Raw genomic sequence first — 26,580 nt, 5'->3', positions numbered from 1 at the left:
CACTACTGGCCGGATCCCGCTCTGGAGGCCCTCCCATGTCCTTTTCGCTCCCTGGCCGCCGCAGTGTGCTGCGCGGCTCGCTCGCCGCGTCGGCGGCCCTGACCCTGCCCACGGCGCTCGGTTCCGCGCCGGCGTTCGCACTGTCCGGGCGTCCCCGCGCGGACTGGGGCGTGCAGGCGGGCGACGTGACCGCCGACTCCGGCCTGGTGTGGGTCCGTTCGGACCGGCCGGCCCGGATGATCGTGGAGACCTCGGCCACCGAGTCGTTCCGGGGCGCCCGCAGGTGGCGCGGCCCGCTGCTCGGCGCCGGCACCGACTTCACCGGTACCACCCGGCTGCACGGGCTGCCGTCCGGCGAGCAGATCCACTACCGGGTGCTGCTCGCCGACCCCGACGACCCGCGCCGCACCGGCGATCCGGTCACCGGCACCTTCCGCACCGCGTCCGCGCGCCGCCGCCAGGGCGTGAAGTTCGTGTGGTCGGGTGACCTGGCCGGGCAGGGCTGGGGCATCAACGAGTCCATCGGCGGCTACCGCATCTTCGACGCGATGGCGAAGCTGGACCCCGACTTCTTCCTGTGCAGCGGCGACAACATCTACGCCGACGGCGTGATCACGGCCACCCAGGCGCTGCCCGACGGCAGCCTGTACCGCAACGTCACCTCCGAGGCGAAGTCGCACGTCGCGGTCACGCTGGACGACTTCCGCGGCAACTTCCGCTACAACCTGCTGGACCAGGCGCTGCGCCGGTTCAACGCCCAGGTGCCCAACGTCATCCAGTGGGACGACCACGAGGTCCGCAACAACTGGTACCCGGGCGAGGTCATCGGCACCGGCACCGCCTACCCCGCCGGTACGAAGCTGGACGACATGGCGCTGCGGTCGCGGCGGGCGTTCTCCGAGTACTTCCCGATCTCCACGATCAGCGGCCGCCCGGACGGCCGGATCTACCGCGTCCACCACCACGGTCCGCTCCTCGACGTGTTCGTGCTCGACATGCGGACCTACCGCAACGCGAACTCGCCCGACGACCAGACGACCGACCCGCAGGGCATCCTCGGCGCCGAGCAGCTGGAGTGGCTCAAGCGCGAGCTGTCCCGTTCGCGTGCGGTGTGGAAGGTGATCGCCGCGGACATGCCGCTCGGGCTGGTCGTGCCCGACCCGGTCGAGGGCAAGGCGAACTTCGAGGCCGTCGCCCAGGGCGACCCGGGCGCGCCGCTCGGCCGTGAGCTGCAGATCGCGGAGCTGCTGCGGTACATCAAGCACCGGAAGATCACCGGCACGGTGTGGCTGACGGCCGACGTCCACCACACCTCGGCCCAGCACTACGACCCCTCACGGGCCGCGTTCAAGGACTTCGCGCCGTTCTGGGAGTTCGTCTCCGGCCCGCTGAACGCCGGTGCCTTCCCGGCCAACGCGCTGGACGGCACGTTCGGCCCCGACCGGGTGTTCGTCAAGGCGCCGACCGCCTCGAACGTGTCACCCGCCGAGGGCTACCAGTTCTTCGGCGAGGTCGACATCGACGGTGACAGCGGCGAGCTGACGGTGCGGCTGCGTGAGTACGACGGCACCGTGCTGTTCACGCAGACCCTGCAGCCGGGCCGGGTCGGCCAGTAACTCCCGTACGCTCTTCACAGGGCCGCGCACCGGCGTCATCCCCCGGCGCGCGGCCCTGCCGCATTCTCCGAACTCGTCGTCACGCAGCATGCTTTCGCGGTTGTTGTCGCAGGTCAGGGCCGATTGTCAGTGGTCGCCTCTACGGTTTTTCCATGACGCGATCTTCACAGGCCGTGGCCTATCGCCAACCCTCCGTGCTGCGCTCCGGGGCCGACGGCCGCCACCTCGGGCTGGAGACCTCCCGGGGCGCGACGCCCACCGGGGTCGAGGACCATCCGCGGTTCTTCGCAGGCTTCCTGACCTCTCCTCAGGTGGCCGCGGCCGGGCTGCTCGCGGTGGCGGACGTGGCGGCGGCGCGGTACTACCAGCCGCAGCTGCGCGCCTCGCTGGACCCGGTGGTGACGGGCAACGGCGACCGGCTGCGCTTCGAGTCCTTCTCCGGCTGCGGCGGGGTGTACGCCCGGCTGGACGTCCTCGGCGCGGGACTGGACGGCGGCGAGGTGGGCCAGGGCACGACGAACGTCGACGTCAACAACCCGCTGCGGGAGGCGCTCTCCCGGCTCGGCTCGGACGATCCGCTCCATCTGCGCGTCGGACCAGAGGAGTTGGCGGTCACCACACTGGACGGCCCGCTGGTGGAGAAGAAGGTCCCGCTCCCGGACCGCTGGCTGCGCGGCTTCGCGGAGGCCCAGGTCATAGCCACCGGGTTCGACCTGCGGGCCGAGCTGCCGGCGGACGAGGCGGTGCGGTTCCTGCGCTCGCTCCCCCGCGGCGGTACCGCCCGCCGGGGTCCGGCGGGTCCCGGCTGGGTGGTGCCGGTGGGCCGGGGACTGCGGCCGACGACCCGGCCGGTGCCGGGCACGGTGTGCCTGCCGGGACCGGAGCGGCTGGCCGCGCTGCAGCGGGTGCTGCGCCATGCGACGGCCCTGCGCGTCTACGGCCCGCAGGGCGCCCTCGCCGCCTCCGGTACGGCCGCCGCCTGGGAGGTGGTGCTGCGGGGCATGCGGCTCACACTGACCCTGTCCCCGGACCCGGCCCGGGGGTTCTCGGGCGAGGGCGGTGTACTGGACGCGCTCGCCACCGACGAGGCCGCCGAGGACGCGGAGCTGATCGCGGTCCTGCTGGCCTGGGAGCCCCGCGTCGACGTCGCCGACCTGGCCGCCTCGGCCGGGCTGCCCACGGAGCGGGTCCGGGCGGCCCTGGTCCGCCTCGGCACCTCGGGACGCGTCGGCTACGACACGGCGGAGGCCGCCTACTTCCACCGCGAACTGCCCTATGACGCGGGGCGCGTGGAGCGGCACAACCCCCGGCTCAGGTCGGCCCGGGCGCTGGTGGCGGCGGGCGCCGTGGCGCTCGACGGCCAGCTGGGCACGGTGACGGCCGAGGACGGTCATGTGCACCGGGTGCGGGACACGGCGGGGGTGCTGAGCTGCAGTTGCCTGTGGTGGGCGAAGTACCGCGGCGGACGCGGGCCGTGCAAGCACGCGCTGGCGGTACGGATGGCGCGGCGGGGGGCTGCGACGGGGCACGACGCGCAGCGCAGCGCGGCGCAGGACGTGGCACGGGACATGGCAGAGGACACGGCACGGATCGGCGGGGGTGCGTGATGAGCGCGGTGCTGGAGGCGGTACGGGCGGGGCGCGTCGGGGAGACGGCCCTCCTCGTGGGGAAGCTGACGGATGCCGAACGGCGTGCGCTGCTTCCCGAGTTGCGGGCCCTGCGCAAGGAGCTGCGGGCCATGCCGTGGGAGAGCCGGTCCGAGCGCGCGTATCCGGCGCTCCAGGTGGCCGGGGCCATGTGTCACTCGGGGGCCGCGGCGGCCGCGACCTGGATCGCGGGGGCCGACATGCGCTGGCGCAAGGCACCGGCGGACGTGCTCCTGAAGGCGCTGGCGGACCGGGACACCGGCTGGCAGGCCGACGTGGCCCGGCGGCTGGCCGCCCGGCCGGTCTCCGCGGACGTGCCGTTCCTGCTGATGGCCGGGCTGGTGCGCCGCTCGGGGTGCGAGGCCCCGGTGACGGACGCCTATGTGGTCGGCTGGGTCCGGTACATCGGCCACAGCTGGGGGCGCGTCCCTCTCGTCGACCGGCTGCGCGCCGAACCCGATCTCGCGCCGCTGGTGAACGGCCTGTTCGAGCTCTCCGATCTCGGCGAGGTCCGCTGGCTGTTCGGTGACGGCCCCGGTTCCTGGCACAGCGCCCTCGCGGAGCTGACCGGCGCGGGCGTACTGGAGCGCAAGGCCGTGGTCGACGCCTGTGTGGCCCGGCTGCTGCGCGGCGGCGGCCCGACCGACCACCGGGTCTTCCTGCCGCTGCTGGGCGAGCTCGCCCTCACCCGGGAGGAGGAGCGAGAGCGCGTCGCCGACTGGACGGCGCTGGCCCGGGACGCCGCCTCCCCGGTCGCCGCCCACGCCCAGTCGGTCCTCGCCGCCCTGGCCCTGGACGGCGGCCTCACCCCGCGACGGCTGGCCGAGGCCGGCGAAGGCCTGCTGTTCCGCGCCGAGAAGAAGCTGGTGCGTGCCCAGCTGGTGCTGCTCGGCAAGGTGCTGGCCCGCGACCCGTCCGCGGCCGCAGAGCTGCTGCCGGCGGTGGCCCAGGCGTTCGGGCACGAGGACACCCAGGTGCAGGAGCGGGCGTTGAAGCTGCTGGAGCGGCATGCGAAGCGGCTCGACGGCGAGCCTGCGGTCCGGTCCGGGATCGCCCTCGCGGCCGACCGGCTGAGCCCGGCTCTGCGCGTCCGGGCGGCCGCTGCGCTCGGTGTCGCGGCGACACCGGTGCCCGAGGTGTACGAGGAGGTGCTGCCACCCGCCCCGGAGCCGTTCCGGCTCGCACCGGCACCGGACTCTGCGGTGGAGCTCGCCGAGGAGATCGGCGCCCTGCTGGCGTCCGAGGGGGACGTGGCCGCGTTCGAACGGGTGCTGGACGGCCTGGCACGCCACGCCCACCGTGACCAGGACGCGTTGCGGGAGGCGCTCGAACCGGTCGCGGCCACCCGGTGGTGGAGGCAGTCCGAGCCGGGTCGCGGGTGGCACACCGAGGAGTACTTCGGCAACACCCGCTACGGCCTCCTCGCCGCCCGGGACGGCCTCGAACTGCTGCTGGCCTCGCTGTACGGGATCGTGAGCTCCGACGTCCTGCTCACCGCCCTCCGCCGTGGTCCGGTCGGCCACGAGTGCCCGCACACCGGGTTCTCCCGGGTGTTCGACCTGCGCCTGCGCGAACTCGCCCACCGGATAAGGACGGATCCGCAGCCGCTGCTGCTGGCCACGCCGACCTGGAGCACCGGCCTGCTCGAACCGGGCGAACTGGTCGACCGGCTCGACGCCTACCACCGCGCGGGGGCCCGGGTCGGTGCCGCCGACTTCGCGCAGGCCCTGTTCCGGGTGCGCCGCGAAGACCGTGCGGCTGCCGTGGCGGCGGCCGAGCGCGCGGTCGCGCTCGGCACACCGGAGGGCGAGCGCCTGGCGCGCCTGCTGTCGGCCGAGGAGCCCGCCGCGCCCTTGTCCCGCCGCCGTACCTCGGGGTCGCGGATCCTGGTCGAGTCGGGTGAAGTCCTCGAGTTCCAGGCGGACTTCCCCGAGGAGTTCCGGCGGCTCGGCCGGCCGGTCACCGCCTTCGGCGAGAGCCGGTACTGCTACCACTGGGCCCAGGAGAACCATCCGCACTGGCTGGCCGCGCTCCCGGAGCGGCGTGAGCTGGTGGCCGTCCGGCTGGTGCACGACCTGTCCTGGTCCGCCGTGGGCGACCAGCGGGGCACGACCGCCGTCCTCCCGCTGCTCGCCGAGTCCGGCGGCCCGGCGGGCGAGAGCACCCACCTGTGCGTGGCGTACGGGCTGGGCGCCCGGCATCCGGAGGACCGGCTGGCCGCGGTGGACGCGCTGCTGGTGCTCGCCGCACGCGGACAGCTCGACGCGGAGCGGCTCGGAGCCGACCTCGGCCAGTTGGTCCGGCGCGGTGCGGTGAAGACGCTGCGGCTGGCCGAATCGGCCCGGACGGCGGCGGCCACGGGGGCGAACGCGACCATATGGGAGATGCTCCGGCACACCCTGCCCGTGCTCCTCGCCGACCTCGCGACCGGGGCGACGGCGGGCGCCCCGGTCGCGGCCCGCGGGCTCGGGGAGCTGCTCTCCGTCGCGGCCGACTGCGCCGAGCGGTCCGGGGCCCGGGGTGAGCTGCCCCATCTCTCCGGGGTGGCGGACCGGCGCGGCTCGTCCCGGGTGGTGGTCCAGGCCCGTCGGCTGCGGGACGCGCTGACCGTGGCGGTGGCCGCCTGACGGGGACAGGAACCGGTCGTTCCGCAGAGCCCTACAAGCGTGAAAACCGTCACAAAGACAACGTAAGCATGCTTTACCCATCGGTCACAGAGCGTTCGTGATCACGCAACACCGTTGCTTCACAGTGGCTGCATGAATCGAGACATGTCTGATGTGACGCGCACGAGGAACGGACGCCCCGTGCACCACTGGCGACGGGACGTCGTCGAGCTCGCCGCCCTGTTCACGGCCGTCGCGGTGGCCGACGCGGTGGCGAACCTGGTCGGGCACGGACCCGGCGGTCCGGCGCTGCTGGTGATCTCGGCGCTGGTGCTCGCGTCGACGGCGGGCTTCCACGTCTGGTGGGCGAGGCGCCCGGGACACGCACCGCCGGTGACGGATACCGATACCGGCGTCCGGCCGGCCGTTCCCGGGACGCGGCGGGCCGGACCCGGCGCGGACACCACGGGAACCGGCGACCGGGCGAGCACCCTGTGGCGGCTGCGGACGACGGTGCGGGACGAGCCCGGTTCGCTGGCGGCGCTGTGCGGCGCGCTCGCCGCGCACCGCGTGGACATCCTGAGCCTGCAGACGCATCCGCTGGGGGACGGCACGGTGGACGAGCTCCTGCTGCGGGCCCCGGCCGAACTGACCGCCGGCGAGATCACGCGGGCGGTCACCCCGGCCGGGGGCACGGACACCTGGATCGAGCGGGCCGACGCCCACGATCTGGTGGACGCGCCGACCCGGGTCCTCGGCCTGGCCACCCGAACCGCCCTGGACGCGGCGGAACTTCCGCTGGCCCTCCGGCAGTTGTTGGGGAGGTGCACGATCCGCTCGCTCCCCGCCCACCCGGTCGGCGGGGCCCGGAGCCCCGAGGCGGTTCCCGTCGAGGGGTCGCTGGAGGACACCGTGATGCGGCTGCGTGCCCCGGAGGGGGGAGTGATCACCGTGGAACGGCCGTATCTCCCGTTCACGCCGACCGAGTTCGCGCGTGCGCGGGCGCTGGTGGAGCTGGACGCCCGGCTCGGGCCGCGCATCCCGCGCAGCCAGGACGTGATCTCGTTGCCCGCGGGCAACGAGATCACCGTGCGCCGGGCCGACACCGGTGACCTGGCCGCGGCGAAGGCGATGCACGAGCGCTGCTCGACGCGGACGCTCGGGCTGCGCTACCACGGCCCGGTCGGGGACGCGGACCGTTACCTGAACCACCTGCTCAGCCCCCGCTTCGGCCGCACGCTGGCGGTGCAGACCGCGTCGGGCCGGATCGTCGGCCTCGGGCATCTGCTGTGGGACGGGGACGAGACCGAGGTGGCGCTGCTCGTCGAGGACGACTGGCAGCGGCGCGGAATCGGGAGCGAGCTGCTCGGGCGGCTGGTGAGGATGGCGGTCGAGGCGGGCTGCGAGAGCGTGTACGCGGTGACGCAGGCGTCCAACACCGGGATGGTGGCGGCGATGCGGGGCCTGGGGTTGCCGCTCGACTATCAGATCGAGGAGGGGACGCTGGTCATCACCGCCCGGCTGGAGGCGGTGCCGGGTGACGCCGTGACGGCCATGGGGTGGCTTTCCAGGGCGGGGGACGCGGGACGGGCCGAAGCGCCGTAGGGGGCGTGGACTGCGCGGCGGCTGCGGGTCCGTGCTGGCCGGTCGCGCAGTTCCTCGAAGAGCCTTCAGCCGGGGCCACGCCCAGCGCCCCTTCGGGGGCGAGCTACAGCGACCCCAGTGCCTGGTCCAGGTCCGCCCACAGATCGTCCGCGTCCTCCAGGCCCACCGAGAGACGCAGCAACCTGTCGCTCACCCCGGCGCCGCGGCGGTCCCGCTCGTCGACGACGCGGTGGCTGATGGAGGCCGGGTGCTGGATGAGGGTGTCGACGCTGCCGAGGCTGACGGCGGGGGTGATCAGGCGTACCCGGGCGATGACCTCGTGCGGGTCGTCGTAGACCTCGAAGGCGATCATCGCGCCGCCCAGCCGCGGGTAGTGGACGCGGGCGACGCGCGGGTCGGCGGTGAGACGGTGGGCCAGTTCGGCGGCGGTGGCGGAGGCGGCGCGGACCCGGACCGGAAGGGTGGACAGGCCGCGCAGCAGCAGGTAGCCGGCGAGCGGGTGCAGGACGCCGCCGGTGGCGAACCGTATCTTGCGGAGCTGCCCGGCGAACTCCTCGTCGCAGGCGACCACCCCGGCCAGCACGTCGCCGTGGCCGCCGAGGTACTTGGTGGCACTGTGCAGGACCAGCCGGGCGCCGAGTCCGGCGGGGCGTTGCAGCACGGGGGTGGCGAAGGTGTTGTCGGCGAGCAGCGGGACCGTGCCGCAGGCGTGGGCGACGGCCCGCAGGTCGAGTTCGGCGAGGGTCGGGTTGGCCGGGGACTCGACCAGCACCAGGCCGGTGTCGGGACGCAGCGCGTCGGTGATCCCGGCCGGGTCGGTCCAGGTGACCTCGGTGCCGAGGAGCCCGGCGGTGAGGAGGTGGTCGCTGCAGCCGTAGAGGGGCCGTACCGCGACGACGTGGCGCAGGCCGGCGGCCGCGCGGGCGAGGAGGACGGCGGTCAGGGCGGCCATGCCGCTGGCGAACGCGACCGCGGCCCCGGTGCCCTCCAGACGGGCCAGGGCGGTCTCGAAGCGGGCGACCGTCGGGTTGCCGAGGCGTCCGTAGACCGGCCCTCCCGCCGGGTCCGCGCCGTCGGCGGCGAAGGCGTCGATGCGGGCCGCCTCGGCCCGGCTGTCGTACGACGGGTAGGTGGTCGACAGGTCGATCGGCGCGGCGTGCAGGCCCTGACGGGCGAGGTCGTCGCGGCCGGCGTGCACGGCCTCGGTGGCCAGGGCGCGCGGTGCGCGGGAGAGGGGCCCGCGGGCGGGGGCCGGCTCGTCGTAGGTGCTTGCTGTGTCCATGACGGCAGGGTGAACAACCGACGGGGTGTGCGCGGTGAACCCCGTGCTACGTTCGGGCCGTGGCCGATTCTGTCGTACTGGATCCGGTCGATCTGCATCTGCTGCGGCTGCTGCAGAACGACGCCCGGACCACCTACCGCGATCTCGCCGCCCAGGTGGGCGTCGCGCCGTCGACCTGTCTGGACCGGGTGACCCGGCTGCGCCGCTCCGGGGTGATCCTCGGGCACCGCCTCGAACTCGATCCGGCCAAGCTCGGGCGCGGTCTGGAGGCGCTGCTGTCGGTGCAGGTCAGGCCGCACCGGCGGGAGTTGGTGGGACCGTTCGTTGAGCGGATCCGGGCGCTGCCGGAGTCGCGGACGGTCTTCCACCTCACCGGTCCCGACGACTATCTCGTGCATGTGGCCGTGGCGGACATGACGGACCTGCAACGGCTCGTCCTGGACGAGTTCACGGCCCGCCGGGAAGTGGCCCGGGTGGAGACCCGGCTGATCTTCCAGCAATGGGGGTGCGGGCCGCTGCTGCCGCCGGCGCCGTCGGTTCAATCCCCGTGACGGGCGGCGGTCCGTCGTACGAGGATGGACCGCATGTCACAGACCAGCAACCCGCTCCCCCGTCAGGTCGCCGACGCCTTCGTCGACGCACTCATCGCCCTCGATCCGATCACCGGTACGTTCCTCGGCGACAAGGAGAGTTCGGGCCGGCTGCCCGACACCTCGCCGGCCGGCGCGGAGGCGCTCGCCCGGCTCCAGCGCGACACGCTCGCCAAGCTCGACGAGGCCGAACGGCACCCCGGTGCCGACAGTGACATCGAGCGTCGCTGCGCGCGCCTGCTGCGCGAGCGGCTCAGCGCCTCCCTCGCCGTGCACGAGGCCGACGAGAGCCTGCGTTCGGTCAGCAACTTGAGCTCGGCCGCGCACGCGGTGCGCCAGGTGTTCACGGTGACGCCCACCGCCACCGAGGAGGACTGGACGGCGGTCGCCGAGCGGCTGCGCGCGGTGCCGGCCGCGCTGGAGGGCTACCGGCAGTCCCTCGAACTCGGCATGGAGCGGAAGCTGTACGCCGGTCCGCGCGCCACCACGACCTTCGTCGGCCAGCTCGGCGAGTGGGCCGACACGGGCGACGGCAAGGGCTGGTTCGAGCAGTTCGCGGCGTCCGGGCCCGGGGCGCTGCGCACCGAGCTGGACGAGGCGGCCCGCTCCGCCACCGGGGCCGTCGTGGCGCTGCGCGACTGGATGCGGGACGTGTACGCGCCGACGGTCGAGGGCGCGCCGGACGTGGTGGGCCGGGAGCGGTACGCCCGCTGGGTGCGCTACTTCAACGGCACCGACCTCGATCTGGACGAGGCGTACGCGTACGGCTGGTCCGAGTACCACCGGCTGCTCGGCGAGATGAAGGCCGAGGCCGAGAAGATCCTGCCCGGCGCGGCCACGCCGTGGGTGGCGCTGGCGCACCTCGACGAGCAGGGCACCCACGTCGAGGGCGTCGACGAGGTGCGCGGCTGGCTGCAGGAGGTGATGGACGAGGCCATCGAGAAGCTGGACGGCACCCACTTCGACCTGGCCGAGCGGGTGCGCCGGGTGGAGTCCCGGATCGCTCCGCCCGGCAGCGCGGCGGCCCCGTACTACACGCCGCCGTCGGACGACTTCTCGCGCCCGGGCATCACCTGGCTGCCGACCATGGGGCAGACCCGCTTCCCGGTCTACGACCTGGTGTCGACCTGGTACCACGAGGGCGTTCCCGGCCACCACCTCCAGCTGGCGCAGTGGAAGCACGTCGCCGAGGACCTCTCCCGCTACCAGGCCAGCGTGGGCATGGTCAGCGCCAACGCCGAGGGCTGGGCGCTGTACGCGGAGCGGCTGATGGACGAACTGGGCTTCCTGACGGACCCGGAGCGCCGCCTCGGCTACCTGGACGCGCAGATGATGCGGGCCGCGCGGGTCATCATCGACATCGGCATGCACCTGGAGCTGACGATCCCGGACGACTCCCCCTTCCACCCCGGGGAGCGCTGGACGCCCGCGCTGGCGCAGGAGTTCTTCGGCGCGCACAGCAGCCGGCCCGCGGACTTCGTGGAGAGCGAGCTGACCCGCTACCTGTCCATGCCGGGGCAGGCCATCGGCTACAAGCTGGGCGAGCGGGCCTGGCTGCTGGGCCGGGAGCAGGCCCGAAAGCGGCAGGGCGCCGGCTTCGACCTCAAGTCCTGGCACATGGCGGCCCTCTCCCAGGGTTCGCTGGGCCTGGACGACCTGGTGGACGAGCTGTCCCAGCTGTGACGGGTCGGGCCCGCGCCTGACGGGGCGGCGGCACCGAGCGGGCGTCCACCGCCGGTGGGCGCCCGCCGGCAGCCGTGACCGGGTCGGCGCGGTCTGCCGTTCGGGGGTGCTCCGGTGGCGGCGGCCGGCGGCAGCGGGCTTGCTGGTGCCGGGGGCACCGGACACAGGAAGCGAGCCGCGGATGCAGACCTCCACGCACCCGGGGGAGCCGTTGCAGACCCCCCGTGCGGCCGGTGCGGCCGGGATCGTCTTCGCGCTGCTGCTCGCCGCGGCCATCGTGCTGATGCGGCTGGGCATCCCGCAGGGCGCGGCCGCGGTCACCGCCCAGCAGCCGGATCCCGCCCGGCGCAGCGCCGTCCAGGCGGCCCTCGCCCTGGTGCCGTTCGCGGGCATCTTCTTCCTGTGGTTCATCGGCGCCGTCCGCTCGCACATCGGCGACGCCGAGGACCGGTTCATGGCCACCGTGTTCCTCGGCAGCGGCCTGCTCTTCACCGCCATGATGTTCGGCGCTGCCGCGGCGGCCGCGGCCGTGCTCGCCACCGCGCATCCGGCGGGTACGTCGCCCTCCCGGCCCGCCTGGGACTTCGGCCAGCACCTGGCGTACACGCTGATGATCGGCTACGCGATGCGGATGGCGGCGGTGTTCACCTGCTCCGCGTCGGTGATCGGCCACCGCCTGGGCATCCTGCCCCGCCGGCTCACGGCGCTGGGGCTGCTCGTGACCCTGGTGCTGCTGTTCGTCTCGCCCAACGTGCCCTGGTCCGAGCTGGTGTTCCCGGCCTGGTCGCTGCTGCTCGGCGTGCACATCATCGTGGCGGGCTTCCGCCGCTCCGGCTCGGCCCCGGCGGCCTGACGGCTCGCTCACCCGATCGGCGGCCCCGGCGGGCGACGGCCGGACCGGGCTCCCATGCTGGCGTACGGGGAGTTCTCCGCCGTCCGGGCTGGACCGACGGACCGCGGTGCGCACCGGACCTGGCCACCGGAAGGGCGGAGCCATGATGCGCCTTGTCGTCGACCTCAACAGATGTCAGGGATACGCGCAGTGCGCGTTCCTCGCTCCGGACGTCTTCACCATGCACGGCGAGGAGTCCCTCGTCTACAACCCGCAGGCCGAGCAGGAGCACCGGGAGCGGGTCGCGCGTGCCATCGCCGCCTGCCCGGTGCAGGCGATCACCGCCGACGGCCTGGACGGACTCGCGGGAGGGGCCTCCGATGCCGCCCACTGACTATCACGACTGGTTGCGGCGCGAGGGCCGGATCGTGGTCGTGGGCGCGTCGCTGGCCGGGCTGCGGGGTGCGGAGACGCTGCGTGCCGAGGGGTTCGGCGGCGAACTCACCTTGATCGGCGACGAGCCGTACGAGCCCTACGACCGGCCTCCGTTGTCCAAGGCGGTGCTGCTCGGCAAGGCGGTCCCGCACCACACGGCGCTGCCGCACCGCAGGGAGATCGACGCGAAGTGGCGGCTGGGCGTCGCCGCGACGGGTCTGGACGTCGAGGCCAAACGGGTGCGGCTGGCCGACGGCGACGAGGTCGAGTACGACCGCCTGCTGATCGCGACCGGAGTGCGGGCCCGGCCCTGGCCCAAGGAGGACGAGGCCCGGCTGGAGGGCGTGTTCACGCTGCGCACCCGGGACGACGCGGCGGCGCTGCTGCGGCGGCTGAAGGCCGGCCCGCGCCGGGTGTTCGTGATCGGCGCCGGGTTCACCGGGTCGGAGATCGCCTCGGCCTGCCGGGAGCAGGGGATCGCGGTCACCGTCGCGGAACGCGCGGGCGCGCCGCTGGTGGGTGCCCTCGGCGGGGTGATCGGCGCGGTGGCGGCCGAGATGCACCGCGAGAACGGCGTGGACCTGCGCACCGGCGTCCAGGTCACCGCGCTGGAGGGTGACTCGGCCGGGCGGGTGCGGGCGGTCCATCTGTCCGACGAGTCCATCGTCGAGGCGGACGTGGTGATCGTGTCGCTCGGCGCGGTCCGCAACACCGACTGGCTGACCGGTTCCGGCCTCGGCGCGGGCCCGCGGGGCATCGCCTGCGACGCGGGCTGCCGTGCCTTCGACTTCCGGGGCATCGTCACCGACGACGTCTTCGTCGCCGGCGATGTCGCGCGGTCCCCGCACGCGCTGTTCGGCTACCAGTTCCTGTCGCTGGAGCACTGGGGCAACGCGGTCGCCCAGGCCGAGACCGCCGCGCACAACATGATCAGCCCGAGCGCCGAGCGCAGGCCGCACCTGTGGGTGCCGGCGTTCTGGTCGTCGCAGTTCGGGGTGAACATCAAGTCGGTCGGGGTGCCGCCGATGGGCGAGCAGATCATGATCACCCAGGGTTCGCCGGCCGAGCGCCGGTTCGTCGGGGTCTACGGCTACCAGGGCCGGACGATCGCCGCGGTGAGCTTCGACAACACGCGGTGGCTGGAGTTCTACCAGCGGCAGATCGAGAGGGCCGCGCCGTTCCCGGTGGAGTTCCCGACCGTGGACCGCCGTCCCGAGGGACGGGTGCCGGTCGACGCGGACTTCCCGGACCCGGCCCTGCCGACGCATGACCCCATGGTGACCCTCAGCGGCTACTCGCCGACGGACACGCAGCTGGTCTTCCACCCCGCCCGCCACTGACCGCGACCCGGCCCCGACGCTCCAAGGAACTGTCATGACGCAGACCTCGATGTTGCGCCAGATCACCGACTTCGCGAACCGCGCCGACCCTTACCCGCTGTACGAGGAGCTCCGCAAGACGCCGGTGCTGCACGAGGAGGAGGACGGCCCGTACCTCATCAGCACCTACCACGACATCGAGGCCCTGCTCCACGATCCGCGGATCAGCTCCGACGAGTCCAACGTGACCGCGGGCGGGCACGACGAGCTGTCCGGACCGGAGCCGACGGGGCTGCCGCCGAGTTTCATCCGGCTCGACCCGCCGGAGCACGACCGGTTGCGCCGGATCGCCAACGGCTCCTTCGGGCCGCCGCACCAGCCGCACCGGATCGACGGCATGCGCGGCCAGCTGGAGGAGATCGTCACCGAGCTGATCGACGGCCTCGGGGACGCCCGGGAGATCGACCTGGTCGACCAGGTCGCCTATCCGTTCCCGGTCACCGTCATCTGCCGGCTGCTGGGCGTGCCGCGGGAGGACGAGCCGCGGTTCCGGGCCTGGGTCGACCCGATCGTGGCCGGCCTGGACCCCGACCGCCGTACGGCGGACGAATCCGCGAAGACCGCGCAGGAGGCCCGGCTCCAGCTCGGGATGTACCTGAACGGGCTGGTGGAGCAGCGCGTCAAGGAACCGTGCGAGGACATGCTGTCCGACCTGATGCACAGCCACGGCCCGGACGGCGCCATGACGACGATGGAGGTGCTCAGCACCTCGGTGCTGCTGCTCATCGCCGGTCACGAGACGACGGTCAACCTCATCACCAACGGCATGCTGACGCTGCTGCGGTACCCGGAGATCCTGGAGCGGCTGCGCAACGACCCGGGACTGTCGGTGCGGATCGTGGAGGAACTGCTGCGCTACGAGCCGCCGGTGCATCTCCTGCCGCAGCGCACCTGCATCACCGACATCGAGGTGCACGGGGTGACCATTCCCAAGGGTTCGCGCATCTATCTCATGCTGGCCGCGGGCAACCGGGACCCGCACCGGTTCACTGACCCCGACCGCTTCGACCCGGACCGCCAGGACATCCAGCACCTCGGCTTCGGCAGCGGCATCCACAGCTGCTTCGGCGCCCCGCTGGCCCGCCTGGAGGCCCAGATCGCGCTGGCCCAGCTGGCCCGCAGGCTCGACAACCCGCGCCTCGTCGAGGATCCGCCGCCCTACCGGCCGAACGCGGTACTGCGCGGCCCGCGCCACCTCGACATCGCCGTCGACGGCATCAACTGACGGATCGTCAAGACGGGAGACGACGCAACTGCACCAGACCCAGCCAGGTTTCCGGGCCGGGTCTGGTGTAGGCGGCGCGCACCGTGTAGGTGCCGGGCTCCAGCGGGACCCGCAGATGGTCCCCGCCCTCGGCCTCGCCGCCGGGCCAGGCGGAGTCGAACAGGACGACGGGGCCGGGGACCTGCCAGCGGATCTCGTTCTCCCACACGGCGCCGTCGAGGGCGGCGGGCACCTGTGCCAGGAGTTCCTCCTCCGAGTTGGCGGCGGACCACCGGATGAAGGTGCCGTGGTCCGGCAGGAAGGACGTCGAGGCGGGCTCGTCGCCGAGGACCAGGGCGGTGCTGTCCCCGACCGGGAGCAGTCCGACGTAGCCGTCGACCTCGCAGGCCCGGTCGTAGTCGGTGGCCAGGTCCTCGCTGTCGGCGCCGGCCCAGAACGGCAGGACCGTCTCCGGGACCGCCACGAGCGGGCCGCCGCCCGACTCCACCCACTCCACCGCGCCTGGATCCGCATATCGAGTCATGGGGTGAACCTACACGGACAGCGAGGGCACAGGTTCGCCTCCGGGAATCAGCAACCGCAGTCGCCCGCGACGGGTGCGGTCAGCGGGTCCGGGGCACGGCGCTCGCGGCCCTGCCAGGTCTCGAACTCGAAGCCCTCACGCACCCAGTACTCGAACCCGCCGAGCATCTCCTTGACCTGATAGCCGAGTTCGGCCAGCGCCAGGGCGGCGCGGGTGGCGCCGTTGCAGCCGGGACCCCAGCAGTACGTCACCACGGGCACGGTCCGGTCGAGGAGGGCCGCCGCCTGCTCGGGGACGAGCGCGGTGGGCAGGTGGACGGCGCCGGGAATGTGGCCCTGGTCCCAGGACTCGGCCGAGCGGGAGTCCAGGACGACGAAACCGGGGTCGCCGTCGGCGGCGAGGGCGGCGGCCACGTCGGAGACGTCGGCATGGAAGGCGAGGCTCGCCCGGAAGTGGGCGGCGGCCTCGGCGGGGGCGGCGGGGGCGGCGACGCGCAGGACGGGGTTGAGGGCGGTACTGGTCATGTGAGGCCTTTCGCCGGCCGCCGTCGGTGCGGCGGATCTCCATGGCCGCAAACCTACGAGGACGACGGGGCGCCCTGAAGGCATGATCCCCGGCCTCGCCCTTGTCCGGCCGGGGATTCCCTGTTATCCATCCCCCATGACCGAGTTTTCCCCGGACGCCACCGACCGGCGCATCCTCGACGTCCTCCAGCGCGAGGGCCGGGCCAGCTTCGCCGAGCTGGCCCGGGCCGTCGCGATGTCCCCGAGCGCGGTGACCGAGCGGGTGCGCCGGCTGGAAGAGGCGGGCGTGATCCAGGGGTACGCGGCGGTGGTCGACCCGGAGCGCCTCGGCCTGCCCATCCTCGCGTTCGTCCGGCTGCGCTATCCGAACGGCAACTACAAGCCCTTCCACGACCTGGTCGCCGCCACCCCCGAGATCCTGGAGGCGCACCACGTGACGGGCGACGACTGCTTCGTCATCAAGGTCACCGCCCGTTCGATGCGCCACCTGGAGGAGGTCTCCGGCCGGATCGGCGCGCTGGGCTCGGTGACGACGAGCGTCGTCTACTCCTCGCCGCTTCCGCGGCGGGCCGTCGGTACCTGAGCACTCCGCTGGAAGTCTGCCGACTGCCGCGCCGTCGTGGCTGGTCGCGCAGTTCCCCGCGCCCCTTACGGGGCTCGGTGAAGCGCCCCGAAGGGGCGCTCAGACCCCGCGCTGCCGAAGGGCCGAGCCCGACCTCCCCTTCGAGACCTCCAGCTGGGCGTGGATGCGGCGGCGCAGGTCGGGGACGTGGCTGACGATGCCTACGCTGCGGTCGCGTTCGCGGAGGGAGTCGAGGACGTCGAGGACCTCGTCCAGGGTCTGGTCGTCGAGACTGCCGAAGCCCTCGTCGATGAAGAGGGTGTCGAGGCGGACGCCGCCCGCCTCGTCGGTGACGACGTCCGCGAGGCCGAGGGCGAGGGCGAGGGAGGCGAAGAAGGTCTCGCCGCCCGAGAGGGTGGCGGTGTCCCGCTCGCGTCCGGTCCAGGCGTCCACGACGTGCAGTCCGAGGCCGCTGCGGCCCCGGCCCGTGCGGTCGTCGGAGTGGACCAGGGTGTAGCGGCCGGACGACATGCGCTGGAGGCGTACGGTCGCGGCGGCGGCGACCTGTTCCAGGCGGGCGGCGAGGACGTACGACTCCAGGCGCATCCTGCGTTCGTTGTCGGCGGAGGTGCCGGCGGTGAGCCCGGCCAGCCGGGCCACCCGGTCGTACTCCTCGCGCAGCGGGGCGAGTTGCCGTACACCCTCGGTGGCGCGGGCGGAGAGCCGGTCCAGTTCGGCGCAGCTGCGGGCGGCGCGGTCGCGGGCGGAGGCGGCGTAGCGCAGCCGCCGGGCGGCCAGGGCGGCGGTGTGCTCGGCCGCGCCCAGGTCGGCGGGCGGCTGCTGGGCGGCTGCCGCGGCGTCGGTCTCCGCCAGTACGGCACGCACCGCGGCCTCCTCGGACTGCCGTTCGTCCAGGCGCCGTTGCAGCTCGCGGTGGGCGGCGTCGTCGAGGAGGGCGGCGGCCGCGGCCTGCGGCGTGTCGAAACCGGCCCGGTAGGCGGCGTCGGCGAGCCGGGCGTCGGCGTCCTTCAGGTGCCGGGCGGTCTCCTCGGCGGCACGCGCGGTTTCGGCGGCGTCGGTGAGCAGCGCCGCCTGCCGCTCCAGCTGCGCGGCCCGTTCGGACACGCTGGCGGCGCTCCCCCGGGCCTGTGCCAACTCCTCCTCGAGGGCCGCCAGTTCAGCGTCGAGGGCCTCGCGCCGGGTCAGCCGTGCGGCGGCCCGGAGCTCGGCCTGCTGCCGCCCGGCCAGCCGGTGCTCGCGCTCCTGCTCGGCCAGCCGCAGCTCCTCGTGCGCCGCGTGCAGGGCGGAGCCCACCCGTCGGGCCTGGGCGTACTCCCGCTCCAACTCGTCTGCTTGGGAGACCAGTTGTGCGGTCGGGATGTCGCCCGCCTCGGCGGTGGCGGCGGCCAGGGCCTCGCGTACGGTGCCGAGCCGCCGCTCGTCCCGGGCGCGCTGCTCGTCGGCGCGCTGCAGGGCGGCGAGCGCGCGTTCCTCGGCCTCGCGGTCGACGTGCCCGGCGAACTTCTCGGCCGGGGCAGGGTGTTCGGTCGCCCCGCAGACCGCGCACGGCTCTCCCTCGGTGAGCTCCGCGGCCAGTTCGGCGGCGATGCCGTTCAGCCGCTGTTCCTTGAGGTCGAGCCAGTGCGTGCGCGCTTCCACGGCCTGTTGCGCGGAGGCGAGTGCGGTGCGCTGGGCCTCGTCGGTGTCCCGGCCCAGCTGGTCCCGCAGGCGTGCCGCCGCCAGCCGCCTGCGGGCGGGGTCGCGCTGTACGGCGAGCTGCTCGGCGCGGGTCGCGGCCTCCTGGGCGGCGTCGACACGGGACTGGAGCCCCGCACGCCTGGCGTCCCAGCCGGCGAGCCAGCCCGCGGCCTCACGCAGGGCGTCCTCGTCGTCCCGCTCCTGCCGGTCGAGCCGGCCCCGCTCGTCGACGGCTTCGGCGAGCCGTAGCTCGGCCCGGCGCGCGGACTCCAGCCCGCCCAGCTCCTCCGCGGCCCGGCGGGCAGCGGCGGCGAGCCCCGCCGCACCGGCTCCCGCGAGGGTCTCCGGCAGCAGCGCCCGCGCGCGCACCTCGGCGGCGGCCGCTCTGCGGTGCTCCTCCTCGGCGGCCTCCCGCAGCTCCAGCGCCGGCGCCACCGCTTCCGCCTTCCGGGCCCGCTCCATCCGCGCCTGCGCCGCCCGGTGGTCCGCGGCCCGTTCCTCCAGCCGTACGGCCCGCTGCCTGGCCTCCTCGAACCGGGCCTGCAAGCGCGCCCGTTCACGTTCACCGGCCAGTGCGCGGTCGGCGGCGAACTGGGCGGACTCGGCGGCGGTGAGCCGGCAGTGGGCGACGGTGAGGCGCTCCCGCGCGGTGCTGCGGGCCACGGCCGCGGCGGCGAGGACGGCCGAGGCCAGGCCGGGCTCGCCCGGGGCCAGCTCCGGCAGCTCCATCGCGTCGCCGGCCTCCTGCTGCATGCGGTGCGCGTCGGCCAGCAGCGCGGAGTCACCGTCCCGGACTCGGGCCTCGGTCGTCTTCCGGCGCTCGGCGAGGCGCTTCTCGACGTCGGCGAAGCGCTGGGTGTCGAAGAGCCGGCCGAGCAGCTGGCCGCGCGCGCCGGCGTCGGCGCGCAGGAAGCGGGCGAAGTCGCCCTGCGGCAGCAGCACGACCTGGCAGAACTGCTCGCGGCTCATGCCGAGCAGCTGGGTGATCTCCTCGCCGATCTCCTGGTGGGAGCGGCTGAGGTCCTTCCAGCCGCGGGCCGTCGCGTCGTACTCGCGCAGCCAGGTCTGTGCCTTGTCCAGGGTGGTGCCCGCGCCGCGCTTCTTGGGGCGCTCCCAGGGGGGCTGTCGGGTGATCTCCAACCGGCGTCCGGCGACGGTGAGTTCGAGGCGGACCTCGGTGCGGGTGGCGGGGTCGGCGTGGTCGCTGCGCAGGGTGAGGCCCTGGCCGCTCTGGCGGGCGCCGGGGACGGTGCCGTAGAGGGCGTAGCAGACGGCGTCCAGGACGGAGGTCTTTCCGGCGCCGGTCGGGCCGTGCAGGAGGAAGAGCCCGGCGGCGGAGAGGGCGTCGAAGTCGACGCTCTGGGAGCCGCCGAAGGGGCCGAAGGCGGTGATGTCGAGCCGGTGGAGCCTCATGCGGCCGCCTCCATGAAGGTGCTCGGGTGCGGGCATGCTGTCACCGGGCCACCTCGTGGACCGCGCCGTCCGCGCGCACCGCGTCGAACGCCTCGTCCAGGACCGCCATTTCGCGTTCGTCGGGGCCCGCGCCGCGCACGTGGGCGACGAAGTCCTCGGCGATCTGCCGGTCGGTGCGGCCGGCCAGGCGGCGGGCGTAGGAGACGTCGGGGTCGTCCGGGGCGCGGTCGGGGTCGAAGACCAGGCTGAGGGTGTGCGGGAAGCGGTCGGTGAGGCGGGCGATCGGGTCGGCGGGGCGGACCGGGTCGGTGAGGGTGGCCTCGACCCAGGCGTCCTCGTGGGCGGTGAGGGCGGGGTCGGCGAGGAGGTCGTCCAGGGTGCCGCGGATGCGGGCCAGCGGGCGCGGGACCGGGCAGTCGAGGCGCTCGGCGGTGACCGTGCCGTCGGCGCCGAGGTCGACGAGCCACATGCTCTTGCGGTGGTCGGCCTCGGAGAAGGAGTACGCCAGCGGGGAGCCCGAGTAGCGGACGCGTCCGGTGAGGGTCTGGCAGCCGTGCAGGTGGCCGAGGGCCACGTAGTCGACGCCGTCGAAGACACCGGCCGGGACGGCGGCCACACCGCCCACCGTGATGTCCCGTTCGCTGTCGCTGGGCTCGCCGCCGGTGACGAAGGCGTGCGCGAGGACGACGGAGCGGGTGCCGGGCGGGCGGCCGGCGAGGTCGGCGCGGACCCGGTCCATGGCGGCGGCCAGCACCGCCTCGTGCCCGGCCCGCTCGACCGCGAACTCGTCCTTCACCAGGGCGGGTTCGAGATACGGCAGGCCGTAGAAGGCGACGTCCCCGAAGGCGTCGGCGAGCACGACCGGGGTGCCGCAGGCAGACGGCTCGGTGCGCAGGTGGATGCCGGCCCGGTCGATGAGACCGGCACCGACGCCGAGACGGCGGGCGGAGTCGTGGTTGCCGGAGATCATCAGCGTGGGCACGCCGAGGCCGGCGAGCCGGTGCAGGGCGTCGTCGAACAGCTCGACCGCGGCGAGCGGCGGCACCGCGCGGTCGTAGACGTCTCCCGCCACCACCACGGCGTCGACGGCGTGCTCGCGCACGGTCGCCACGAGGTGGCCTATGAACTCGGACTGAGCGCCGAGCATGTTGACGCGGTGGAAGGCCCGGCCCAGATGCCAGTCGGAAGTGTGCAGGATTCTCATGAAACCACCCCGACCTGCACCCTTACCCCTATTGCACCTATGTAACCCGTTTGTACCAGCACGGGGACTCCCCGGCAACGCCTGCCACGCTAACGCATATCAACCCCCTGACCCATCGCACACCTCACATTCCCTGACCGCCCGGGGGCCTCGGCCGGTCGTCAGCGCCCCGCGTGCCATAGCCCTACGGCGGTGAGCGCCAGGGCCGGCGGCCCTGGGGCGAGGAAAGCGAGCGGCACCAGCATCCAGGCATGCCGAGGTCACCTCATCCCTGCCTCTGGCTTCCTTACGCCCCCCTCGGCCCCCCTGGGGGAACCTCTGCTACTCGCCGCCGTACGGGAGCGTCACGCCCGGCAGGTTGTACTCGTCACGGCGGCCGCACATCCCGAACCCGCCGAGCCGGGTGGGCGCGGTCTCGTACGCGGTCGCCCCGCCGAGGTACGACGGCTCGCCGGCCTGCAGCGCGTCCAGCTGGGCGCCGGTGCGTTCGGCGGCGGCCAGCGCACCGGCCCGCCACAGCTCGCGCCAGCGCGGCACCCGGTCGCGCACCAGTCGGGCGGCGGCCCGCTGGAACTCCGCGTACGGACCGGCGTCCCCGGCGACCAGCGTCTCCCGCAGCCGCAGGTAGCCCTCGACGGCGAGGTCCCGGCGCCCGCGGGCGGCCCGCTCCGCTTCGGCTCCGGTGCCCGGTGGCAGCGTCGCCACGGCCGCGTACCGTTCGGGGTCGGCGAGCACTTCGGACGGGAAGGTGAAGACGGCGTCCCCGGCCTCCGGCAGTCCGCTGTTCTGCATCAGCACGGTGATGCGCAGATCACCGCCCTGCACCATGCGGTGCACGGTGCCCGGGGTGAACCATGCGACGGACCCGGGCTCCAGCGGGATCTCCCGGTAGCCGTCCGGGCTCAGGGTCTGTACGGCACCCCGACCCCCGGTGACGACGTACGCCTCCGTGCACACCAGGTGCAGGTGCGGGCTGCCGCCGCAGACGCCGTCGGCGGCCTCCCAATCGTAGGCGCTGAGGTGGGACAGGCCGACGGCGCCGGGGAGGGGGTGCGGGAGGGCGGGCTCGGGTCCTTTCGGCACGGCGGGCAGTGCGGGGGTGTTCACCACGGCAGGCCCTCCAGGTGCGTGGCGACACGGTCGGCGTCCCAGGCGCCGTCGGCGAAGACGATCCGGTAGCGGTAGGCGAAGGACTCTCCCGGCGGCAGGGCGAACTCGTCGAAGAACGCCCACGAGAACGCGGCCGTGGGGATCGGTTCCGCGCGCACGAACCAGTGCGACTCGTGGATCGCCGTCCGCGCGTCGAGGTTCTCGGGCGCGTGGGCGAAGACGATCGTGGAGTGTGCGTCCACCTCGTCGTGCTCGGTGGTGTAGGCGAGCCACGGGCCCTGGGTGCCCATCAGCTTCTCGGCGCCGGTGACGGAGTCCGGGCCGAACGCAGTCCCGCCGGTGAAGTCACGGGGGCCGCGCCACTGGAGCCCGGTGTACCCGGCCGTCGCGCGGCCTTCGGTGGTGGGGGAACCGAAGGTCAGCGGCTCGGTGCGGACGTTGGTGAGCCGGATCGTCCAGTCGAGCGCCCAGGCACCGGCCGACCCGTCGACGGAGTGGACGGTGAGCCCGCGCACCTCCCGCGCCCATTCCGCGCCGGCGTTCTCCACCCAGGTCAGCTCCTCGGTGAAGGCGAACCGGTCGTCCGCGACGGCGAACTCGGTGAAGCCGTCGTGCCGCATCGAGCCGACCCGCTCGGGCAGCACCTGGTAACCCTGCCCGCGGACATAGGTGTTGCCGCCCCAGAAGTTCTGCCCGGAGAGGTGACTGGCCGTCATCTGGAGACCCTTGTGCCAGCGGTGGTCGCTCGGCCGGTAGCCGGTGACGGTGCGGCCCCCGAGGGTGCGCACCGGGTGGGCGTACGGCTTGCGCGCCTCGTACGCCTCGGGGTCGGGGCGGTAGACGTACCGCAGGATCTCGGTGCCGTCCGGTGCCGCGACCGCGATGTGCTCGCCGTGGACGTGGCTGACGCGGATGCTCATGCGCGCTCCTCGGTGGGGGCCCAGTGGGGGTGGTCGCCGTGCATGGCTGTGTAGTAGGGGTCGTCGGGGCCGATCTCGCCCGCGTGCACGGGGCGGCCCGTGAACGCCGACTTGTAGAGCGCGGCGGCGAATTCGAGGGTGGCGCGGGCGTCCGGTCCGCCGCCCGGCGGCCGTACGTCCGCGTCGAGGGCGTCGAGGAGGGCGGCCAACTGCGCGGTGTGCGAGCTGGGCACGTCCGCGTCCGGGGTGTGCCAGGCGGTGGCGCGCTCGGCGGGTACGTGCGGGGCCGGGGTGTAGACCCAGTCCTCGTTGCGGTGCCCGTACAGGTGGGTGAGCTCGACGGTGGCGTCCGCGCAGTCGACGCGGATGCGGCTCACCTCCTGCGGGGAGAGCACGCTGTTGACGACGGTGGCGGGTGCGCCGTTCGCGAACCGGACGAGTGCAGTGGACACGTCCTCGCTCTCGGTGTCGTGGACCAGCCGGGCCGCCATGGCCCGGGTCTCCGTCCACGGGCCGAGCAGGTGCAGCAGCAGGTCGTACTGGTGGATGCCATGGCCCATGGTCGGGCCGCCGCCCTCGCTCGCCCAGGTGCCACGCCACGGCACGGCGTAGTAGGCGGCGTCCCGGTGCCAGGTGGTCTGGCAGTGCGCGACCAGCGGGGCACCCAGCTCGCCGCCGGTGATCAGCTGCCGGGCGTGGACGCCACCGGAGCCGTAGCGGTGCTGGAAGACGACGGAGGCGTAGGCGCCGGAGGCTTCCTCGGCAGCGGCGATCTCGTCGTACTCGGAGAGGGAAAGGCACAGCGGCTTCTCGCACAGCACCCAGGCGCCCGCCTTGAGCGCGGCCACCGTCTGCTCGCCGTGCAGGGAGGGGGGTGTGCCGACGAGGACGAGGTCGGGGCGTACGGCGTCCGGCATCTCGTCGACGGAGGTGTACCCGGCGACGTCGCCGCCGGCGAGTTCCCGGAAGGCGCCCAGGCGGGCTTGGTCGACGTCGACCGCGGCGACCAGTTCGGCGCGGTCGGCATGGGCGGTGAGGGCGGGCAGATGGCTGCCGCTGACGATCGAGCCGGTGCCGGTCACGGCGACACGGCGGCGGGTCTGGTGTGGGGGCATGCGGTCCTCCTAGGAGTGCCGGGGACCAAGACGTGGAGAAAGCGCTTGCTCCGGAGGGACCCTAGATCCGGAGGAATGTCAGGACAACCCCCCGCGCAGTGATGGCCGAGAGATGCATGCGGGGCGGCCGAGCGGCGGCAAGTCAGCAGGCGCCGAGGAGACTGTTTCAATCGCCATGCGCAAGGAATCCGGAAGTGGCGCATTGTAGGAATCAGTTGAAATGGCCTGTCGAACTGAAAGTTTTCAATGACGCATTGCAAGCAGGAAGGGCCCCTTGTCAGCTTCCGGCCGAGCCGCACATCCGGCCTTCCGTGCGGTGGCGTCGGTCCGGGCGCCGGGCCAGCCGGACCGGGGCCTCGACCGGTCCCTGCACCCCGGACGGCGGGCCCCACCGCACCGGGCCCGTCGGCTCCGGTGCGCCGAACCGGGCCGCCAGGGCGGACAGTACGGCGGTCAGCTGACGCTCGGAGGCCGTGGCGCCTATGCAGTAGTGCAGGCCGGCGCCGAAGCTGAGGCGCGGCCGGGACGGCACGCGCCGCGGCCGGTAGGCGTCGCCGTCGGGTTCCGCGTCGCGGTTGGCCTGCACCGCGCACAGGAGTACCGGACGGCCGGGTTCCAGCGTGCGGTCGGCGAGCGTCAACGGCTGTTCGGTGAACCGGATCTGGATCGGCGCCGTCGGCATCCAGCGCAGCAGCTCCCGTACCGCGGACCGGGCGACGGTCTCGTCCCCGGCCGCCCCCGCGGGTGGTCCGCCAGCACCGCGACCAGCTGGCCGAGCGTCAGACGGTACGGCTCGAACCCGATGAGGAGCGACATCCCGGAGCGTCCAGTCCGGGCGCTCGGCCGCCGCGACGCCCTCCCTGCGCGCCGGCCGGCCGAGGAAGTCCTGCACGTGCTGCTCTGTCGACGTCGAGCAGTCGCGCCGCCTGCGCGTCCACGATCGCGTCGGCGACGTCGGTCACGAACTCGCACGCGCCGTCGACGCCGGCGGTCGCGGCGAGGGCCTCGGCGGCGGCGAACGACGGGTCGAAGGCCGGACCGCGCAGAAGGGGACGCATGCGCTGGCGCAGCACGTCGTGGTCGTCGGCCCGGGAGAAGATGAGCAGCGAGGCGAACCAGGACCCGATCGCGTGGTCCCTCACCCCGGAGCAGCGGAGCTGCCGCCAGGGGTCGTGCACCAGGGTCGGCTGCCGCAACAGCCGTCCGACCGTGGCGTGGTCGCAGACCACGGGTCCGTAGATGCTGTCCGGGAGCAGGCCCTGTGTGCGGGCCGCGTGCAGGCGGGGGTCGTCGAAACGGAACGAGGGGGAGCCGACGTCGACGAACGGCCGCTCCACGCCGGAGGGGGTGTCGAGGGGAGTACCGCAGTGAGTCTCGTCTCCCTCGGCGACCTGCAATGCCATCGCGTGGCCTCACTCGTGGTGGCAAGGGCTCACCCGGCCCAAGCGTCTTCGCGCGTACGCGAGTCATTGTGGGCGGGGCACCCGGCCGCCGGTCAGGTCCCCGAACAGGCGTCCCCGATCGGCCATGGGACGGAGGAGACCGGTCGGTCGGCACGCTCGTCACGCGTCCCCGTAGGCCTCCCCGCCCAGTTCGAGGGTCGCGGTGCCCGCCGTGGGGTCGGCGAGCCAGGCGCAGAAGGTGTCCACGTCGGCGTCCGGCAGGCCGATCTCGATGGTGACGGCCTCGGCGTAGCGGACGTCGCGGACCTCGCGGTCGGTGCGGCCGGCCAGGCGGCGGGCGTAGGAGACGTCGGGGTCGTCGGGGGCGCGGTCGGGGTCGAAGACCAGGCTGAGGGTGTGCGGGAAGCGGTCGGTGAGGCGGGCCATGGGGTCGGCCGGGCGGACCGGGTCGGTGAGGGTGGCCTCGACCCAGGCGTCCTCGTGCCGGGTCAGGGCGGGATCACAGATCACGCCAACGCCTGTCAGTACCTGGTCCATCACGGGCCTCGGTCTGCCACCGACATCTGGAGTCAGGTGGCCGTAGACGTCTGCCGTGATCTGGATGGTTGCGTGGCCGGGCCACCGCGACACTTCGGGAGGAGAGACACCGCCCGCGATGGCACCCGTCGCGAAGTAGTGACGCGGCGTGTGCGGTGCGCGAGGTCAAGACCCGCCGCCTGGGACACGTTCGCGGCGTGTGGGCTCAGGGAGCCCTTCGCGACGTCGGGGCAGGACATGTGGACGCCGGCCTCGCCCGTTCGCGGGCCGGACGAGCGGCGGCCCCACCGGGGGAACCGGTGGGGCCGACGCGGGCAGGCGTGTCAGTCTTCCTGCATCCCCTCGGGGATCAGCTGAGGCGCGCGGTCTCCGAGGACGGCGAGCACCTCCCGAAGCGCCTGCCCCCGCAGCTCCGGGAAGAACGCCTCGTCGATCCGGCCCTCCCGGGCCCAGATCCCGCCGAGCGACTCCGCGCACAACTGGGCCAGGACACTGCTGAAGTCCTCCCGTCGCAGGATCTCGAAGATCGCCTGCTCAAGCCGCGGACCGGAGTGGAACTCCAGGTCCATCGCCGCGTCGAGCTGGTCGGCCTCGGGGGCCTCCGGGTCGTCGAGGATCGCGATCAGCTGGACCCCCACGGGGTCGTCGGGGGGTGGTGTCGACATCGGCTCA

Annotated in this window: 22 protein-coding genes and 1 pseudogene; 11 read left to right on the top strand and 12 right to left on the bottom strand. The window is 73.8% G+C overall.

Features of this window, described 5'->3' with window-relative positions; all coding sequences use genetic code 11:
* Positions 1 to 35 precede the first annotated feature (35 nt).
* From JF597_RS16210 to JF597_RS16195, 4 genes are all read left to right on the top strand, one after another.
* On the top strand, positions 36 to 1,616 hold the full coding sequence (locus JF597_RS16210) for an alkaline phosphatase D family protein (RefSeq protein WP_293994853.1): 1,581 nt from the start codon (positions 36 to 38) through the stop codon (positions 1,614 to 1,616).
* A gap of 152 nt (positions 1,617 to 1,768) precedes the next feature.
* Positions 1,769 to 3,223: an SWIM zinc finger family protein gene (locus JF597_RS16205; protein WP_293994851.1), complete on the top strand. Its 1,455-nt coding sequence runs from the start codon at positions 1,769 to 1,771 to the stop codon at positions 3,221 to 3,223.
* Positions 3,223 to 5,889 (top strand): DUF6493 family protein, encoded by a 2,667-nt coding sequence (locus JF597_RS16200; protein ID WP_293994849.1) that lies wholly within the window; start codon positions 3,223 to 3,225, stop codon positions 5,887 to 5,889. The genes JF597_RS16205 and JF597_RS16200 overlap by 1 nt, the downstream gene beginning before the upstream one ends.
* A gap of 144 nt (positions 5,890 to 6,033) precedes the next feature.
* Complete coding sequence (locus JF597_RS16195; protein WP_293994847.1) at positions 6,034 to 7,473, top strand: GNAT family N-acetyltransferase; 1,440 nt, start codon at positions 6,034 to 6,036, stop codon at positions 7,471 to 7,473.
* A gap of 103 nt (positions 7,474 to 7,576) precedes the next feature.
* Here JF597_RS16195 and JF597_RS16190 read toward each other — a convergent pair whose 3' ends face one another.
* Positions 7,577 to 8,755 carry a PLP-dependent transferase gene (locus tag JF597_RS16190; protein ID WP_293994845.1) on the bottom strand — a complete coding sequence of 393 codons (1,179 nt, stop codon included), beginning with the start codon at positions 8,753 to 8,755 and terminating at the stop codon, positions 7,577 to 7,579.
* A 59-nt stretch (positions 8,756 to 8,814) separates the two neighbouring features.
* Between JF597_RS16190 and JF597_RS16185 the strand changes: the two genes are divergently transcribed.
* The 6 genes from JF597_RS16185 (at position 8,815) to JF597_RS16160 (ending at position 14,899) form a co-directional block, all read left to right on the top strand.
* Entirely contained in the window at positions 8,815 to 9,306 is a 492-nt protein-coding gene (locus JF597_RS16185) for an Lrp/AsnC family transcriptional regulator (protein ID WP_293994844.1), read from the top strand.
* Between the two features lie 33 nt (positions 9,307 to 9,339).
* Positions 9,340 to 11,028, top strand: a complete 1,689-nt coding sequence (locus tag JF597_RS16180) for a DUF885 domain-containing protein (protein ID WP_293994842.1) — start codon at positions 9,340 to 9,342, stop codon at positions 11,026 to 11,028.
* A 181-nt stretch (positions 11,029 to 11,209) separates the two neighbouring features.
* Complete coding sequence (locus JF597_RS16175; protein WP_293994840.1) at positions 11,210 to 11,881, top strand: hypothetical protein; 672 nt, start codon at positions 11,210 to 11,212, stop codon at positions 11,879 to 11,881.
* Positions 11,882 to 12,026: 145 nt separating this feature from the next.
* Positions 12,027 to 12,254 carry a ferredoxin gene (locus JF597_RS16170; RefSeq protein WP_293994917.1) on the top strand — a complete coding sequence of 76 codons (228 nt, stop codon included), beginning with the start codon at positions 12,027 to 12,029 and terminating at the stop codon, positions 12,252 to 12,254.
* Positions 12,241 to 13,635, top strand: a complete 1,395-nt coding sequence (locus JF597_RS16165; protein WP_293994839.1) for an FAD/NAD(P)-binding oxidoreductase — start codon at positions 12,241 to 12,243, stop codon at positions 13,633 to 13,635. The genes JF597_RS16170 and JF597_RS16165 overlap by 14 nt, the downstream gene beginning before the upstream one ends.
* Positions 13,636 to 13,669: 34 nt before the next feature.
* Positions 13,670 to 14,899 (top strand): cytochrome P450, encoded by a 1,230-nt coding sequence (locus JF597_RS16160; RefSeq protein WP_293994837.1) that lies wholly within the window; start codon positions 13,670 to 13,672, stop codon positions 14,897 to 14,899.
* Positions 14,900 to 14,906: 7 nt separating this feature from the next.
* Here JF597_RS16160 and JF597_RS16155 read toward each other — a convergent pair whose 3' ends face one another.
* The gene (locus tag JF597_RS16155) at positions 14,907 to 15,422 is read right to left on the bottom strand and encodes an immunity 21 family protein (RefSeq protein WP_293994834.1); all 516 of its coding nucleotides are present in this window, start codon (positions 15,420 to 15,422) and stop codon (positions 14,907 to 14,909) included.
* 47 nt (positions 15,423 to 15,469) lie between these two features.
* Positions 15,470 to 15,946, bottom strand: coding sequence for a rhodanese-like domain-containing protein (locus tag JF597_RS16150; protein ID WP_293994831.1), 477 nt, complete (start codon positions 15,944 to 15,946; stop codon positions 15,470 to 15,472).
* Positions 15,947 to 16,082: 136 nt separating this feature from the next.
* On the opposite strand from JF597_RS16150, the gene JF597_RS16145 reads away from it, so the two are divergent.
* Entirely contained in the window at positions 16,083 to 16,529 is a 447-nt protein-coding gene (locus JF597_RS16145) for an Lrp/AsnC family transcriptional regulator (RefSeq protein ID WP_093505783.1), read from the top strand.
* Positions 16,530 to 16,628: 99 nt separating this feature from the next.
* Here JF597_RS16145 and JF597_RS16140 read toward each other — a convergent pair whose 3' ends face one another.
* From JF597_RS16140 to JF597_RS16100, 9 genes and pseudogenes are all read right to left on the bottom strand, one after another.
* Positions 16,629 to 19,619: an SMC family ATPase gene (locus JF597_RS16140; RefSeq protein WP_293994824.1), complete on the bottom strand. Its 2,991-nt coding sequence runs from the start codon at positions 19,617 to 19,619 to the stop codon at positions 16,629 to 16,631.
* A gap of 40 nt (positions 19,620 to 19,659) precedes the next feature.
* Positions 19,660 to 20,823 (bottom strand): exonuclease SbcCD subunit D, encoded by a 1,164-nt coding sequence (locus tag JF597_RS16135; protein ID WP_293994821.1) that lies wholly within the window; start codon positions 20,821 to 20,823, stop codon positions 19,660 to 19,662.
* A gap of 321 nt (positions 20,824 to 21,144) precedes the next feature.
* Positions 21,145 to 21,930 carry a cupin gene (locus tag JF597_RS16130; RefSeq protein WP_293994914.1) on the bottom strand — a complete coding sequence of 262 codons (786 nt, stop codon included), beginning with the start codon at positions 21,928 to 21,930 and terminating at the stop codon, positions 21,145 to 21,147.
* Positions 21,927 to 22,853: a PmoA family protein gene (locus tag JF597_RS16125; protein WP_293994819.1), complete on the bottom strand. Its 927-nt coding sequence runs from the start codon at positions 22,851 to 22,853 to the stop codon at positions 21,927 to 21,929. Before JF597_RS16125 ends, JF597_RS16130 begins: the two co-directional genes overlap by 4 nt.
* Complete coding sequence (locus JF597_RS16120; RefSeq protein ID WP_293994816.1) at positions 22,850 to 23,968, bottom strand: Gfo/Idh/MocA family oxidoreductase; 1,119 nt, start codon at positions 23,966 to 23,968, stop codon at positions 22,850 to 22,852. The genes JF597_RS16125 and JF597_RS16120 overlap by 4 nt, the downstream gene beginning before the upstream one ends.
* Before the next feature lie 277 nt (positions 23,969 to 24,245).
* Positions 24,246 to 24,860 (bottom strand): cytochrome P450, encoded by a 615-nt coding sequence (locus tag JF597_RS16115; protein WP_293994813.1) that lies wholly within the window; start codon positions 24,858 to 24,860, stop codon positions 24,246 to 24,248.
* The gene (locus JF597_RS16110; protein ID WP_293994811.1) at positions 24,748 to 25,371 is read right to left on the bottom strand and encodes a hypothetical protein; all 624 of its coding nucleotides are present in this window, start codon (positions 25,369 to 25,371) and stop codon (positions 24,748 to 24,750) included. The genes JF597_RS16115 and JF597_RS16110 overlap by 113 nt, the downstream gene beginning before the upstream one ends.
* A gap of 159 nt (positions 25,372 to 25,530) precedes the next feature.
* Positions 25,531 to 25,851, bottom strand: a pseudogene (locus tag JF597_RS16105) (exonuclease SbcCD subunit D C-terminal domain-containing protein); the annotation flags it as partial.
* A gap of 380 nt (positions 25,852 to 26,231) precedes the next feature.
* Positions 26,232 to 26,573 carry a hypothetical protein gene (locus JF597_RS16100; protein ID WP_293994808.1) on the bottom strand — a complete coding sequence of 114 codons (342 nt, stop codon included), beginning with the start codon at positions 26,571 to 26,573 and terminating at the stop codon, positions 26,232 to 26,234.
* Positions 26,574 to 26,580: the final 7 nt, after the last annotated feature.

This window comes from Streptomyces sp., from assembly GCF_019510245.1.
In the GTDB taxonomy this organism is placed as follows: domain Bacteria; phylum Actinomycetota; class Actinomycetes; order Streptomycetales; family Streptomycetaceae; genus Streptomyces.
This window is presented reverse-complemented; position numbering and strand designations above follow the sequence as displayed.

Bases quoted from the DNA above. Each gene is read 5' to 3' on its own strand.
- JF597_RS16210 (WP_293994853.1), top strand. From the start codon at position 36: ATGTCCTTTTCGCTCCCTGGCCGCCGCAGTGTGCTGCGCGGCTCGCTC.
- JF597_RS16205 (WP_293994851.1), top strand. From the start codon at position 1,769: ATGACGCGATCTTCACAGGCCGTGGCCTATCGCCAACCCTCCGTGCTG.
- JF597_RS16200 (WP_293994849.1), top strand. From the start codon at position 3,223: ATGAGCGCGGTGCTGGAGGCGGTACGGGCGGGGCGCGTCGGGGAGACG.
- JF597_RS16195 (WP_293994847.1), top strand. From the start codon at position 6,034: ATGTCTGATGTGACGCGCACGAGGAACGGACGCCCCGTGCACCACTGG.
- JF597_RS16190 (WP_293994845.1), bottom strand. From the start codon at position 8,755: ATGGACACAGCAAGCACCTACGACGAGCCGGCCCCCGCCCGCGGGCCC.
- JF597_RS16180 (WP_293994842.1), top strand. From the start codon at position 9,340: ATGTCACAGACCAGCAACCCGCTCCCCCGTCAGGTCGCCGACGCCTTC.
- JF597_RS16175 (WP_293994840.1), top strand. From the start codon at position 11,210: ATGCAGACCTCCACGCACCCGGGGGAGCCGTTGCAGACCCCCCGTGCG.
- JF597_RS16170 (WP_293994917.1), top strand. From the start codon at position 12,027: ATGCGCCTTGTCGTCGACCTCAACAGATGTCAGGGATACGCGCAGTGC.
- JF597_RS16165 (WP_293994839.1), top strand. From the start codon at position 12,241: ATGCCGCCCACTGACTATCACGACTGGTTGCGGCGCGAGGGCCGGATC.
- JF597_RS16160 (WP_293994837.1), top strand. From the start codon at position 13,670: ATGACGCAGACCTCGATGTTGCGCCAGATCACCGACTTCGCGAACCGC.
- JF597_RS16155 (WP_293994834.1), bottom strand. From the start codon at position 15,422: ATGACTCGATATGCGGATCCAGGCGCGGTGGAGTGGGTGGAGTCGGGC.
- JF597_RS16150 (WP_293994831.1), bottom strand. From the start codon at position 15,946: ATGACCAGTACCGCCCTCAACCCCGTCCTGCGCGTCGCCGCCCCCGCC.
- JF597_RS16145 (WP_093505783.1), top strand. From the start codon at position 16,083: ATGACCGAGTTTTCCCCGGACGCCACCGACCGGCGCATCCTCGACGTC.
- JF597_RS16140 (WP_293994824.1), bottom strand. From the start codon at position 19,619: ATGAGGCTCCACCGGCTCGACATCACCGCCTTCGGCCCCTTCGGCGGC.
- JF597_RS16135 (WP_293994821.1), bottom strand. From the start codon at position 20,823: ATGAGAATCCTGCACACTTCCGACTGGCATCTGGGCCGGGCCTTCCAC.
- JF597_RS16125 (WP_293994819.1), bottom strand. From the start codon at position 22,853: ATGAGCATCCGCGTCAGCCACGTCCACGGCGAGCACATCGCGGTCGCG.
- JF597_RS16120 (WP_293994816.1), bottom strand. From the start codon at position 23,968: ATGCCCCCACACCAGACCCGCCGCCGTGTCGCCGTGACCGGCACCGGC.
- JF597_RS16110 (WP_293994811.1), bottom strand. From the start codon at position 25,371: ATGGCATTGCAGGTCGCCGAGGGAGACGAGACTCACTGCGGTACTCCC.
- JF597_RS16100 (WP_293994808.1), bottom strand. From the start codon at position 26,573: ATGTCGACACCACCCCCCGACGACCCCGTGGGGGTCCAGCTGATCGCG.